The 14141-nt window shown below is 49.5% G+C and carries 13 protein-coding genes; 1 reads left to right on the top strand and 12 read right to left on the bottom strand.

Features of this window, described 5'->3' with window-relative positions:
* Nucleotides 1–209: 209 nt before the first annotated feature.
* The 11 genes from D0Y50_RS08590 to D0Y50_RS08640 form a co-directional block, all read right to left on the bottom strand.
* Nucleotides 210–1211 (bottom strand): septal ring lytic transglycosylase RlpA family protein, encoded by a 1002-nt coding sequence (locus D0Y50_RS08590; protein WP_117316475.1) that lies wholly within the window; start codon nt 1209–1211, stop codon nt 210–212.
* On the bottom strand, nt 1208–2329 hold the full coding sequence (gene rodA / locus D0Y50_RS08595) for a rod shape-determining protein RodA (protein ID WP_108566963.1): 1122 nt from the start codon (nt 2327–2329) through the stop codon (nt 1208–1210). The genes D0Y50_RS08590 and rodA overlap by 4 nt, the downstream gene beginning before the upstream one ends.
* The gene (gene mrdA, locus D0Y50_RS08600; protein WP_117316477.1) at nt 2326–4221 is read right to left on the bottom strand and encodes a penicillin-binding protein 2; all 1896 of its coding nucleotides are present in this window, start codon (nt 4219–4221) and stop codon (nt 2326–2328) included. The genes rodA and mrdA overlap by 4 nt, the downstream gene beginning before the upstream one ends.
* Before the next feature lie 7 nt (nt 4222–4228).
* Nucleotides 4229–4699: a 23S rRNA (pseudouridine(1915)-N(3))-methyltransferase RlmH gene (rlmH, locus tag D0Y50_RS08605; protein ID WP_108566965.1), complete on the bottom strand. Its 471-nt coding sequence runs from the start codon at nt 4697–4699 to the stop codon at nt 4229–4231.
* 85 nt (nt 4700–4784) lie between these two features.
* The gene (rsfS, locus tag D0Y50_RS08610) at nt 4785–5102 is read right to left on the bottom strand and encodes a ribosome silencing factor (protein ID WP_108567064.1); all 318 of its coding nucleotides are present in this window, start codon (nt 5100–5102) and stop codon (nt 4785–4787) included.
* Nucleotides 5103–5127: 25 nt separating this feature from the next.
* Nucleotides 5128–5787 carry a nicotinate (nicotinamide) nucleotide adenylyltransferase gene (nadD, locus tag D0Y50_RS08615; RefSeq protein ID WP_117316480.1) on the bottom strand — a complete coding sequence of 220 codons (660 nt, stop codon included), beginning with the start codon at nt 5785–5787 and terminating at the stop codon, nt 5128–5130.
* The gene (gene holA / locus D0Y50_RS08620) at nt 5787–6818 is read right to left on the bottom strand and encodes a DNA polymerase III subunit delta (protein ID WP_117316482.1); all 1032 of its coding nucleotides are present in this window, start codon (nt 6816–6818) and stop codon (nt 5787–5789) included. Before holA ends, nadD begins: the two co-directional genes overlap by 1 nt.
* Before the next feature lie 6 nt (nt 6819–6824).
* Complete coding sequence (locus tag D0Y50_RS08625; RefSeq protein ID WP_108566968.1) at nt 6825–7331, bottom strand: LPS-assembly lipoprotein LptE; 507 nt, start codon at nt 7329–7331, stop codon at nt 6825–6827.
* A complete protein-coding gene (gene leuS, locus D0Y50_RS08630) occupies nt 7331–9934 on the bottom strand; it encodes a leucine--tRNA ligase (protein ID WP_117318690.1) in 2604 nt (867 codons plus the stop codon). Before leuS ends, D0Y50_RS08625 begins: the two co-directional genes overlap by 1 nt.
* 121 nt (nt 9935–10055) lie before the next feature.
* The gene (locus tag D0Y50_RS08635; RefSeq protein ID WP_117316484.1) at nt 10056–10271 is read right to left on the bottom strand and encodes a hypothetical protein; all 216 of its coding nucleotides are present in this window, start codon (nt 10269–10271) and stop codon (nt 10056–10058) included.
* A gap of 2 nt (nt 10272–10273) precedes the next feature.
* Nucleotides 10274–10594 carry an SRPBCC family protein gene (locus D0Y50_RS08640; protein ID WP_117316487.1) on the bottom strand — a complete coding sequence of 107 codons (321 nt, stop codon included), beginning with the start codon at nt 10592–10594 and terminating at the stop codon, nt 10274–10276.
* 127 nt (nt 10595–10721) lie between these two features.
* On the opposite strand from D0Y50_RS08640, the gene D0Y50_RS08645 reads away from it, so the two are divergent.
* Complete coding sequence (locus tag D0Y50_RS08645; protein ID WP_108566970.1) at nt 10722–13115, top strand: ATP-binding protein; 2394 nt, start codon at nt 10722–10724, stop codon at nt 13113–13115.
* A gap of 192 nt (nt 13116–13307) precedes the next feature.
* On the opposite strand, the gene D0Y50_RS08650 is transcribed toward D0Y50_RS08645, so the two are convergent.
* Nucleotides 13308–14084: an SDR family NAD(P)-dependent oxidoreductase gene (locus tag D0Y50_RS08650; protein WP_108566971.1), complete on the bottom strand. Its 777-nt coding sequence runs from the start codon at nt 14082–14084 to the stop codon at nt 13308–13310.
* Nucleotides 14085–14141: the final 57 nt, after the last annotated feature.

The raw sequence follows: 14141 nt of genomic DNA on the forward strand, positions 1-14141 counted from the left end.
AGCGCATTTTATATTATTATACATGATAGATCTTGTTTACCGTTTGTTGTTGCTAACTGGGCTAGGTGACAAAGTGTAACGTAAGGCCCAGGGTAGGACTAGGTTTGTGCAAAAAAGTTTACCCGTTTTCAGCCAGAACACGAGAATTCCGCGGCGGCGGCACAAAAAGCACCGATGAGTGCCATAAGTTCGCCTTTTTTAACGCACATTCACAGGCTGGCTTCCACCGTATAGGCATTCGGATAACCATTGTTCTTAAGCTCATCGAGTAACATTTTAGCCTGAAAACGATCTGCTAGCGGGCCTAAGCGGAGTTTATAAATGTTGTTGATCAGAGGAATATGCGCAGGAACCTGATATAGCGCGGATAATACCGTAGATACTGAGCGCGCGCGTTCAAGGTCGCTGACCGCCGCAACCTGGATAAATATTTCTTCAGCGCGGGTAGCTGGTGAAGAGCCCGAAGCAGATGCTAATGCGGGGGTACCGGCCATATCCGTGGGTGCGCTTGGCATAGTCCTGTTCGCTTGAGTCCTGTTCGCTTGAGTCCCGTTCGCTTGCTGGGGTACGCTGGCAGACACGGTGCCGCCGGTGTCGTCAGATGTAGTGAAGCTATCGGTAAGCCCCGCGTATTGAGCGTACGGGACAGTGGGTTGAGTTCCTACTGTTACATTATTGTCTTCATCAAAATGGATAACCTCCAGTTTTACCCTGGCGGTGCCATGTTGCTGATAACCGAGCTTTTGCGCTGCGGCATAAGACAAATCTATGATGCGATCAGAGTGAAACGGTCCCCGGTCATTGACGCGCACAATCGCGGTTTTGTTATTGTCCAGATTGGTGACGCGCACAAAACTGGGTAAGGGCAGGGTTTTGTGGGCCGCCGTCATGGCAAACATATTATAGGTTTCGCCGTTTGAGGTCAGATGGCCATGAAATTTCTGGCCGTACCACGAAGCATAACCTTGCTGTACAAATCCTTTACCGGTTTGCATAGGGTAATAGCGTTTGCCCAGTACTTCATATGCCCGGCTGTTAAAGCTTCGGTACGGCTCATAACGGGGAACGGCATCGGTCAGGTCCGGTGTTTCGTACACAAACGTGGGGGCTGAATCTTTATGCTGGGCATAGCGACCCGCAGGGGTCTGACAGGCGGCTAACAGCAGCACGCAAAAAGCCATACTGAGTAATCGAAATGCTAATGCTATCATCGTGATAAGAAGCGCTTTTGAGTTCCTATGCCCATCAGAATGCCAAAACCGGCCATTAATGTCACCATAGATGTTCCACCAAAACTAACCAGGGGTAATGGTACGCCCACCACGGGTAACAGACCCGAGACCATGCCCATGTTAACAAATACATAGACAAAAAATGTCAATGTAATACTGCCTGCCAACAGTTTGCTATAGGCATCCTGTGCGCGGTTGGCAATAATAAGGCCGCGGCAGATGATAAACACGTAAATCGCCAGTAAGCCTAGTACGCCCAACAAACCAAATTCTTCGCTGAATACGGCAAAGATAAAGTCGGTATGTCGTTCTGGCAAAAATTCGAGTTGGGATTGGGTGCCTTGCAACCAACCTTTACCTTCCAGTCCGCCAGAACCAATGGCAATTTTTGATTGGATAATATGATACCCGGAACCCAGAGGATCGCTCTCCGGGTTTAGAAATGTCAGTACCCGCTGTTTCTGGTATTCCTTCATCAGGAAAAACCACATAACCGGTAAAAAGGCACCACACAAACCCGCCACAATAGTAATCAGCCGCCAACTGACCCCAGCCAGAAAGATAGCAAATATCCCAGAGCTGGCAATAAGCAAAGAAGTGCCTAAATCTGGCTGTTTGGCGATCAATACGGTAGGTATTACCACCAGTATGAAACTACTCACAATATGCAAAGTACGGGGCGGCAGGGTAAATTTACTGATATACCAGGCTACCATCATCGGTACCGCTAATTTCATCACCTCGGAAGGTTGGAAGCGGATAAACTTTAAGTCCAGCCAGCGCTGCGCGCCTTTTCCCATATCCCCAAACAATAAAACGGCGACGAGCATCAGTAAGCCAGCAATATAGGCATAGGTCGACAATCGTCGAAATGCCAGGGGAGGAATTTGTGCCATTACCAGCATCACGCCCAGGCCTACGCCAAGTCGGGCCAGTTGACGTTCCATCTGCCCAATATCCTGCCCGGACGCCGAGTAGAGCGTCACTAAGCCAACCCCCATCAGGGTAACTAAGCCCATCAGCAAAATGGCATCAATGTGAAACCGTTCAAGCAATGTAGTCTGGTTGTTTTTGAAGGTGGTTTTTCTTTGCTTCATTGCACTGCTCCGGTCATACCTGGCAAGAAGTCGGAGGCAATATTATCAAAATAAAAATCCATTACCTCACGGGCCACTGGCGCTGCGTTAGAGCTACCGCCCCCCGCATTTTCGATTACTACGGTAACCGATATCTGTGGCTCGTCGAACGGCGCAAAGCCCACGTACATCGCATTATCTCGTAAGTGCTCTGCGACTTCGTCGGCTTTATAAGACTCGTTCTGGCCAATGGCGAATAGCTGCGCAGTACCGGTTTTACCAGCCGACACATAGCCTACGTCTTTAAAAGCATGGCGGGCTGTCCCTTCTTCACCATTCACCACCTTCCACATTGCATTTAGCACAACGTCCCAGTTTTTGGTTTCTTTCACCTGGTAAGGACGCAGAGTTTTAAGCGGTTCAAGCTGCACCTGCCCGTTGTCGTGCATATAACCGCGCATAATCTGCGGAACGTAGCGCTCTCCGCGATTAATAAGGGTATTTACCGACTGATTTAACTGCACGGGCGTGGCGGTCCAGAAACTTTGGCCTATCCCTACCGGAATGGTGTCGCCTATATACCAGGGTTGATTAAACCGGGCACGTTTCCAGCCGCGGCTGGGCATATTGCCATCTGACTCTTCATACAAATCGATTCCGGTATAGTCACCAAAGCCGAATTCAGTCATGGCTTCACTTATTTTGTCGATACCCAGTTTATAGGCAAGATCGTAGTAATAGGTATCACAAGACACTTCTATCGCTTTGCTGACATCCACTTTTCCATGCCCCCATTTTCGCCAGTCGCGCCAGACATGCGAAACATTGGGTAGCCGAAAACGGCCGGTATCGTTGATGGTATGGCGGGTAGTAATTGTGTTGGTATCTAATCCTACCAACGCCAGGTGCGGTTTAATAGTGGAGGCGGGGGGATATTGCCCTTGTGTTGCGCGGTTTATCAGTGGCCGGTCTGGTGAGTTGAGTAACTCGTTATAGTTTGCCCGGCTGATACCATGTACAAATAAATTGGGGTCGTAACTGGGGCTGGAATACATCGCCAGCATCCCGCCAGTCCGAGGATCTGACACCACAATAGTGCCGCGTTGACCTGCAAGGGTTTTTTGTACTGCCATCTGCAGCTGCAAATCAACATTCAGAACAATGTCCCGCCCCGGCGTGGGGGGATCAATATTTAACGTGCGGATAATCCGGCCCTGGCTGTTCACCTCAACCTGCTGATAGCCTACCTCGCCATGCAGGACATCTTCGTGAAACTTTTCAATACCCAATTTACCAATGTCGTGGGTGGCCGCGTAGTTGGCTTCCTGACCAGCTTCAACAATTTTTTGTAAATCGTTTTTATTGATTTTGGCTACGTAGCCAAGAATATGGGTAAGGGTATCCCCATAAGGGTAGTAGCGCGAAAGGCGGGCTTCGATTGATACCCCTGGAAAGCGATGCTGATGGGCTGAAAACCGCGCTACATCTTCTTCATTGAGCTGGGTGCGCAGGGCCACCGGTTTAAAACGCCGCTGACCTTTAAGATGCTGAGCAAAATCATCCAGTTCTTCTTGGGTCAGGCTCATCAGGTCAGTAAGCTCAGCCAGGGTGGCATCCAGATCTTCAATTTGCTCAGGCACCACTTCTAAGCTGAACACTGGCCGGTTTTCTGCCAGTAAAATACCGTTTCTGTCGTAAATTAATCCGCGGTTAGGGGCAATAGGTACAACTTTAATGCGGTTACCATTGGAGCGGGTTTGATAGTCTTCAAACTGCTTCACCTGCAACACATACAGGTTACTGATCACCACTGCCAGCATGCCAATAACGATAAGTAATGCAATAGCCGTGCGGCGAGCGAAAAGATTCGCTTCAGCGCTGTGGTCGCGAATTTGTTGGCGTTTTCTTACCATAACCCTATCATTCCCGATGATACGGGTGATTTTGCGTTACCGACCAGGCCCGATACAGGCTCTCGGCCACAATAATGCGTACCAGGGGATGGGGCAGGGTAAGTGCAGATAAGGACCAGCGTTGTTCAGACGCACTAATACAGGCGGGCGCAAGACCTTCCGGCCCGCCGATAAGTAAACTGACATCGCGGCCGTCCATCTTCCAGCTATCCAACTGGCTAGCCAGGGCTGGCGTATCCCATGAGCGGCCATTTACTTCCAGTGTAACCACTTTATGGTTAGCAGGAACCGCGGCCAGCATGGCCTGACCTTCTTTGTGTAAAATACGCTTTATATCAGCATTTTTACCACGCTTTTGTGCGGCAATCTCCACAAAATTAACCGGCATGTCAGCCGGAAACCGACGAATAAATTCATTCGTACCGGTTTCTACCCAGGCGGGCATTTTTGTACCGACCGCGACTATCTGTATACGCACAGCTTAGATACCTGTTTGAGTTTTTGACACAACGTGGCCCGCACCAACTAAAATTAGTGCGAGTAGCCACTGCCACACAGGCACATTAAGCCCAGAGTTTTTCCAGCTGATAGAAGTCTCGGGTTTCATCCTGCATTACATGGACAATAATATCGCCCAGGTCTACCAACACCCACTCGCCGGTATCTTTACCTTCTACACTAAGCGGTATATGGCCGGCCTGTTTGGCTTCAACTACCAGATTATCGGCAATAGACATCACGTGGCGCTTAGAGTTACCCGAGCAAATAATCAGCAGGTCGGTGATGCTGGATTTACCTTGCACATCCAGTTCTATGATGTCGCGGCCTTTCATGTCGTCAATTTTATCAACAACAAAATTTTTCAGTTCAGTACTCTCCAAAGGGTCTCCTTTAAGGGTAATTGTGTCAGACATAAAGTCGTTTCTCTTTAATATAGTGTAATACGGAATCAGATAACCAGTCAGTTAACTGAAATTCGTGTTTATTTTCATCATTACCCGCCAGCGCGTTGCGCAATGTGGTGGATGATACCGGTTGCAATTGCGTGTTAGCAAAATATATGCAGCCCGCGGGTTGTTGATGTAAATGCCTAACATTTGTAGTACCAGCCGTTTCGGCCAATGCTGTCAACCGACTATCCGGTTTAGCAGGCTGAAACTCGCCGTGTCGCCGCAGTACTACAAGATGCGCTAATTGATGTATCGATTCCCACTCGTGCCAGGACGGTAAATTGTCCCACGAATCCTGGCCCATCATAAACACCAACGGGGTGGTGGGGTGACGCTGTCGCAGCTCGCCAAGTGTTTTAACGGAGTACGACGGCGCGGGTAATGTTAATTCGATCAGTTCAGCAAATAACCGGTCAGAATGCGCACAGGCTAATTTAACCATGGCGACCCGATCATGTTCATCAACCCCAGCCGTGCCTTTATGCGGGGGCAGTTTACTCGGCATTAAGCCTACCTGGTTAACGCCAATTTCATCGGCCGCCTCCAAACAGGCCCGTACATGCCCAAGATGGGGGGGATTGAACGTGCCCCCAAATACACAAATGGGTTGGGCCATCAGGCTATACCCGCGCCTAGCGGTAATGTCAGCGGCATGCCCATAAACAACATGCAAAGATGACATAATTTAACATAGGGCCGTACCACCTGATTTTGCTTAAATGCGACATCGGCGTCGCGTAATTGCTGGCGAATTTCGGCCAATGCCGGTTTCGTTAAGCGCGCCAGGGCACTCTGGTAGCAAACCTGGCGGTTACGCCATATACCATGACGTTGCCAAGCAATGGTTTGTCCCTGATCTAATTGGTTCTTCAACTTCCACAACAGCTGCCATTCACGCACCAACGCCCATATTACTATATTGGGTTCGATACCTTCACTTTCCAGTCGATAAAGCATTTTAACACAGCGTTGCTGTTCACCGTTAAGCATCACATCAACCAACTGAAAAACATTGAAGCGGGATTGATCAACAATAATTTTTTCCACATGCTCCAGCGTCAGCTGTTGCCCGGCATACACCAAAGCAAGTTTTTCAATTTCCTGATGTGCTGCCATCATGTTGCCCTCACAATAATCTGCGATAAGGGCAATTGAGGGTGGGTCGGCCTGTAAACCAAATTGCTGCATGGTTTGGCTTATCCAACTATGTAGCGGTTTGCCTTCCAGCGGATAACAAATAGAATGCACCCCAATCTCGTCGAGTACTTTAAACCATTTGCTATTTTGCACATCCTTGCCAACTTTGGGGCCGTGCACCACTAAAATAGTGTCCTTTGTCAGATTACCGGCTACCTGCTGCAACATTTTGCTGCCTTCTGTACCCGGTTTGCCGGTAGGAAGTTCCAGTTCTATCAACTGGGTAGTGGAAAATAACGATAATGCCTGAGTCGCTTCAAGCAATTGATTCCAACTAAAGTCTTTGTCAGCAACCAAAACCGTGCGCTCTTCAAATCCGGCCTGGCGAGCTTGGTGACGAACAGCATTAAGCAGCGTAAATTTTTGCTGTGGTTCATCGCCAAACAGCAGATAGCACGACGTTAAACCCCGTTGTAATTCTGCCTCAAACCGATTGGGATATACCTGCATGCTGTTCTATAGCCCACTTGCCTGGCGCGAAAGGCGTCGAATAATTCGATCCGCCGCCTCCTGGCGCATTTCGCTGACCACTAAATCAAGCTCACGAGATTTAGCCAACACTTCGTCAGGGTCGTCCTGGTAGTCGCGTAGAATTTCAAAATACGTCTTGATGGGGGGCCTGCCAGGAAACGTGACCAGATAGGTTACCCCGTAAATAAGTTCGTATTCAGCGACCTGGCCGGTGGAAAATACCGACAATAAACGTCGTTCAATGGTTTCGGGTAATAACTGAATAACCGCCGTATTATCGCCATTTTCTATATTATCAATGTTCACATGGGGTATCTGATACACCTGTAAGCGAGCATTAAGCTCGCGTTCAAGCAGCGCATGGGGTTTTACGGCGGTCACCGCTACCTGTTCAATCTCTTCAGGTAGCGTTTGTGAACCGCGCAACTGAAACCCACACCCGGTCAGCAATACGCCCATGGCAAGCACAAAGAAGGCTCGAAAATAGTTCATCAGTTCGCCACAATGTTAACCAGTTTGCCGGGCACAACAATCACCTTGCGAATGGTTTTATCTTCAATAAACTGCTGTACGTTAGGCTGGCTTTTTGCCGCCTGCTCCACATCTTCTTTAGTGGCTGAAGCGCTAACAGTAAGTTTGGCTCGCACTTTACCATTAACCTGAACCACAATCAGTTTCTCGTCTTCAACTAATGCTTCTGCATCGGCCACCGGCCAGGGCGCTTGCTCAATATCTGAGGTATGGCCAAGTGCCGCCCAAAGCTCATGACAAATATGCGGTGTGATAGGGTTAAGTAACAGTAAAACCGACTCAACCGCTTCTCGCATAATGGCCTGATCTGCCGCTGTTTCCTGGGGAGCTTTTTGTAGATGGTTCAATAGTTCCATTACGGCGGCTATCGCGGTATTAAAGGTTTGGCGCCGGCCTAAATCATCACTGACCTTTTCAATGGCCCGATGTACTTCGCGGCGCAGCGCTTTTTGTTCTTTGTTCAACGAGGCCACTTCTAAGGCTGGCACAGTTCCACTTTGTAAATGATCATGGACTAGCTTCCAAACCCGACGTAGAAATCGATTGGCCCCTTCCACTCCAGAATCAACCCATTCCAGAGTTTGTTCTGGTGGCGCAGCGAACATCGTGAACAGCCGGACAGTATCCGCGCCATACTGATCAATCACCTGCTGGGGGTCGATACCGTTATTTTTTGACTTCGACATTTTGGTCATGCCACCGTGCTGTACCGGTTCGCCAGAAGAGGTCAGCCAGGCCTTAACAATACGGCCTTTGTCATCTTTTTCGGTAGTCACATCGGCCGGTGCATGCCAGGTTTTTTTCCCTTTTTGATCTTCGCTATAATAAGAATCAGCCAACACCATGCCCTGACATAGCAGGCGTTTAAACGGCTCATCCGAGTCGACTAAACCTTCATCGCGTAATAGTTTGTGGAAAAAGCGGGAGTACAGCAGATGTAAAATAGCGTGTTCTATACCACCGACGTACTGATCTACCGGCAACCAGTAATTGGCTTGTGCAGGGTCCAGCATAGCATCCTGATTTTGCGCGCAACTATAACGGGCGTAGTACCAGGATGATTCCATAAAGGTGTCAAAGGTATCGGTTTCGCGCACGGCCGGTTGGCCGTTATAGGTGGTTTTAGCCCACTGCGGATCGGCTTTGATGGGTGAGGTGGTACCGTCCATTTCGACATCTTCAGGCAATACTACCGGTAACTCGTCAGCCGGGACAGGAACAGATTCGCCATTCTCCAGATTAAGCATAGGAATCGGTGCACCCCAATAGCGCTGGCGACTTACGCCCCAATCCCGCAGGCGATAGTTAACCTTTTTAGTGCCATGGCCGTCGGCTTCAAGTTTCGCCGCAATCTGGTCAAATGCATCAGCAAAGGCTAAACCATCGAACTGTGCCGAATTTATTAATACACCTTTTTCGGTATATGCTGCCTGACTCAAATCACACGGCGGCGCCTGATCGTCCGCTGGTGCCACAACTTGCTTAATAGGAAGCTGATAGCGGGTGGCAAATTCCCAGTCGCGCTGATCGTGACCAGGCACAGCCATGACCGCGCCCGACCCGTAATCCATCAATACAAAATTAGCGACCCATACAGGTACCGACTCACCGGTTAACGGATGCACCGCAAACAAGCCGGTGTCGCAGCCTTTCTTTTCCATGGTCGCTAATTCTGCTTCAGCGACTTTAGTGTTTTTACACTCTTCAATAAAGGCCGCCAATTGCGGATTATTGCGCGCCGCATATTCGGCTAGTGGGTGCTGGGCTGCCACCGCAACATAAGTTACGCCGTAAAAGGTATCTGGACGGGTGGTATACACCGATAACTGGTTTACGTCACCAGCGCTTTGCTGTAGGTCGAAGGTAATGTCGACCCCTTCAGAGCGTCCAATCCAGTTGGCTTGCATTGCCCGCACTTGGTCCGGCCATTCTTCAAGTTTTTCCAGGTCAGCTAAAAGTTCTTCCGCATAGTCGGTGATTTTGATAAACCACTGGGGAATTTCTTTTTGCTCAACCAATGCTCCTGAACGCCAGCCACGGCCGTCGATAACCTGCTCATTTGCCAGCACGGTTTGATCTATCGGATCCCAGTTAACGGTGGAGTTTTTCTTATAAACCAGCCCTTTTTCGTACAAGCGGGTGAAAAACCACTGTTCCCAGCGATAATAATCGGCTTTACAGGTCGCTACTTCACGATCCCAGTCATAACCAAAGCCCAGCGAACGTAACTGGTCTTTCATATACTCAATATTGGCGTAGGTCCACTTAGCCGGGGCCGTTTTATTGTTGATTGCTGCGTTTTCTGCTGGTAAACCGAACGCATCCCAGCCCATGGGCTGCATTACGTTTTTGCCTTGCATACGCTGAAAACGGCTGATTACATCGCCAATAGTATAATTACGTACATGGCCCATATGCAGACGGCCGCTAGGGTAGGGGAACATAGACAAGCAGTAGAATTTTTCCTGGTCAGGATTTTCCGTCGCTTTGAAAGACTGGTTTTCAGCCCAGTATTGCTGAACCTGTTGTTCTATTTCTTTAGGGTTATACTGTTGTTCGGCCATGAAAATAAGGCTTCCGCGGTTGAATATGAGTGTAAATATAATTAGCCGCATAGAATACCCCAGCGGCTACGGCCCTCACAATAGCTCAGCGTTATTTTCTGGCTGGATGATGTATTTTTGCTCAGTATTCGTGTTGGCTGGCAAAATCAGCTAACCGGGCGAGTTGGTCGGCCTGCACTTTATCTACCGCGCTGGCCAGCCTGGCAAACCCCTCTGGATGAAAGCCGTGTACCCGATAAGTCAGCGTTAAACGGCTACCCTTTTCCACCTCATCAATTTGCCACTCAAGGGCGCCATTCAGCCCGAGGCCCTGTAGTGGTCCCAGGCCCCCGGTCATCCTCAATAAGAAGGGGGGCTCAACATAGCTAACCCGCATATGCTCAGCAGATTTTTTGCCTGCTTGTTCGCAAAAACACCCCCCGCACGAGGCTCCAGGCGCATAGTACCCAGCCACCAACTGTGGTCTTTAGGCCACCACGTATCGATATTGTTCGTCAGGCTGTACCACACCAACTCTGGCGGTGCCGCAACAGTTTGTTGTTGCACCACGATAAAACCGCTGTCTGTTTGCGCCACTACCTTGGCCTGTGCGCCATACCACGGCAAACAGCAGCACACCCATAACAGGGCGTGGGATAAACGAAAATAAGTGAATTTCACAATAATGTTCCTTGTTGGACGCAAACCTAAGATTATTACGGTTTTTATAGCGACACAACGTGAAGGTCAATTGACACCGCCGGGTTTTCACGTTTCACTTAGCCAAAAGCAGACAACACTCGAAACTATGACAAGTGCAGTAACCCCATCAGCCCTCGATGCCGAGCAATTGGCTCCGCGTCTTAATCGCCGGCTGATAGCCCAGGCGTTAAAGGACGACGCTTGCCTTAACGCAACCTTTATTGGTCAGGAACGTGCCCGTGAAGCGCTCACTTTCGGCCTGGCAATAAAAGCGAAAGGTTATAACCTGTACGTTATGGGTGAACCTGCTACCGGGCGGTTTACACTGGTACGCGACTATTTGGAACGCGAAGCGGCCCGTCTGCCGTCACCGGATGACTGGTGTTATATCGCTAACCTGGAAGATGACCGTGAACCCATGCTATTGCGGCTGGGGGCAGCCGAAGCCAGACGCTTTCTGCGTAGTATGCAGACCCTTATTGACGACTTATTAGCTACCTTCCCGGCCGCGTTTGATAACCCGGGTTATCAGCGTAAAAAGTCGGCTATCGCGCGCGAATATGATCTTCTGTATGACAAAGCTATCGACAGTGTCGAGCGCTACGCCAGTGCAAATGATGTCGCAATGGTAGAGAAAAACGGCAATATTTCCTTCTCGCCCATGCGCGATGGTAAGGCGATTACCGACAGCGAATTTGCTACGCTGGATGATACCGCCCGCCAATATTACTATGATTTGGTTGACGATCTGGAAAATCGCTTAACCGAAAGCCTGATCAGCTTGCCGGTATGGCAACGGCAGAATTCAGACAAACTACGCCAGCTAAACCGGGATACTGCGGAAAACGGGATTCGCCCGCTACTGAAGAGCCTTGAACACACCTATGCCAACAATCTGGGTATTTTGAAATACCTGCGTCAATTGCGTACGCATTTAACCGATACCATTGTTGCCTTGCTGGTGGAAGAAGCTAAAGAGGATAAGCCAGACGAGCTGGACCGCCGGGATTATCTGGAAGAGCTTTATCTGCCAAATGTGCTGGTGTCGCATAAAATTGATGCCGGTGCGCCTATTATTTATGAGCCGAACCCAACCTATCAAAACTTGTTTGGGCGGATTGAGTACACTAACGTGCACGGTAGTGTATTTACCAATTACCGGATGATTCGCCCTGGCGCCTTACACCGGGCAAATGGCGGCTATCTTATGCTGGACGTCGACCAGTTAATTGAACAACCCTATGTGTGGGATACGCTGAAGCTGGCCATTAAATCTGGTACGTTAAAAATGGATTTACCCCAGCAGGATATCGGCATGGTCAATGCGATTACGCTGAATCCGCAGCCTATGGACCTTAATATCAAGGTAATTTTGTTAGGCTCCCGTGACTTGTATTATACGCTGCAGGATTATGACGACGAATTTGATGAGCTGTTCAGGGTATTAGTTGATTTTGACCCTGAAATACCCATGGTTCGCCAGGCTCTGTTTGATTTTATAGGGAAAGTCAGACAACACGCTCACGCTATCGGTCTGACCGAGATTAGTAGCGGGGCGATGGCGCGGTTGGTGCAATATTCTTTGCGTATGGCAGAGCATCGGGAAAAACTCTCTGCGCATATTGCCGAAATCCTGGAGCTGGTAAGCGAAGCGGCTTATTTTTGTATGAAGAGCCAGCAAACCACCTTGCATAATACCCATATCGAAACCGCATTACAGGCGAAAAAACGACGTACTGGACGGGTTAGCCAAACGCTATTGGATGATATCAAAGAAGGCCATGTGCTAATTGAAACCCAGGGTACGGCAGTGGGGCAGGTAAACGGGCTGACGGTATTGGAAGTGGGCGATACGGCGTTTGGTACCCCTGCCCGTATTACCTCGACAGTTTATGCTGGAGCCAATGGGGTGGTGGATATTGAACGTGAAGTAGAATTGGGCCAACCGATTCACTCAAAAGGGGTAATGTTACTGACTGGCTACCTGGGCAATAAATACGCCCAGCACTTTCCGTTGACCCTATCGGCGAATATCGCTCTGGAACAAAGTTATGGCCACATTGACGGCGATAGTGCTTCACTGGGAGAGCTGGTGGCCCTGATTTCCGCGCTTACAGGTATCCCCGCATTGCAAAGTCTGGCCATCACCGGCTCAATTAATCAGTACGGCGAGGTCCAGGCCGTAGGCGGGGTGAACGAAAAAATCGAAGGGTTTTTCGATTTATGCCAGCATCGTGGTCTCACTGGTGAGCAAGGTGTAATTATTCCTCACTCAAATACGGTCAATCTGGTGCTTGATAGCGGTGTCATCGATGCCGTAAAGCGCGGACAATTTCATATTTATACTGTTAAAACCGTGGATGACGCGATCACGCTGCTAATGCAACAAGACGCTGGAGTGCTAAACAGCAAAGGACGCTATCCGAAGAATTCAATTAACTATCATGCTGTGAACCGACTGTACAATATTGCGCTTATTGTCAACGGGGGCGAAGAATAGCCTATCGCACGGTGCTGCATGAAAAGGCTGGTTAACGTAAGTCGCACGGCCAACGGCAGATCTTCTGCAATAGGGCTCCAGCGAGCCCTCACAATTTAACAGCGCACTGGGCCGTATTTAGGTATGTTTCTGGCCTGGTTATATGCTTAGTTACATCCCCGTTTATTGATTGACACACATAGCGCGAAAGACTTATTTGGGCGGCATGCGCAGCGCGCCGTCTAACCGAATTGTTTCGCCGTTAAGATACCGGTTACCCGCCATATGCAACACTAAAGCAGCAAATTCTTCAGGTAAGCCCAGACGTTTAGGGTAGGGGACATTCCCGGCCAGGGCATCTTGTACGTGCTCTGGCATAGCCAGCAACATTGGCGTCGCCATAATCCCCGGTGCTATGGTATTTACCCTGATCCCCAGGGCAGCCAGATCCCGTGCCATGGGCAGCGTCATGGCAATAATTCCGCCTTTGCTGGCGGCGTAAGCACACTGGCCTATTTGTCCATCGTAACCGGCTACGGAGGCGGTATTAACTATTAGCCCGCGTTCGCCATCGGCATCCGTGGTGGCTTGTTCGGCCATAGCTTGCGCAACTAATCGGGCGACGTTGAAACTACCTACCAGGTTGATGTCTATGGCTTGCTGAAAGCCGGCCAGGGGAGCGGGTTGGTTATCGCGGTTTAAAATGCGGGATGCTGGCGCGATGCCTGCACAATTAACACAAAGGCGAATGTGGCCAAAACGGCTTTTCACTTGCTCAATTGCCTGAGCAACCTGTTGTTCGTCACATACATCTACCTGACAATAGAGCGTATTGTCAGCCCCCAGCTCTACAGTACGGCTTTCACCCGCTGCTGCGTTAAGGTCAAACAAGGCAACATTGGCGCCTGCTTCCCGTAATGCACGAGCAGTGGCATAACCCAGGCCAGAACAACCACCGGTGACCACGGCGGTAATTGATGTTAAATCCATAGTTATCCTGCTTATTGTTGCTGTATTAAAAGATTGATAATACGCATTTAATAATTA

The sequence above is a fragment of the Salinimonas sediminis genome (assembly GCF_003429285.1).
GTDB classification, from domain to species: domain Bacteria; phylum Pseudomonadota; class Gammaproteobacteria; order Enterobacterales; family Alteromonadaceae; genus Alteromonas; species Alteromonas indica.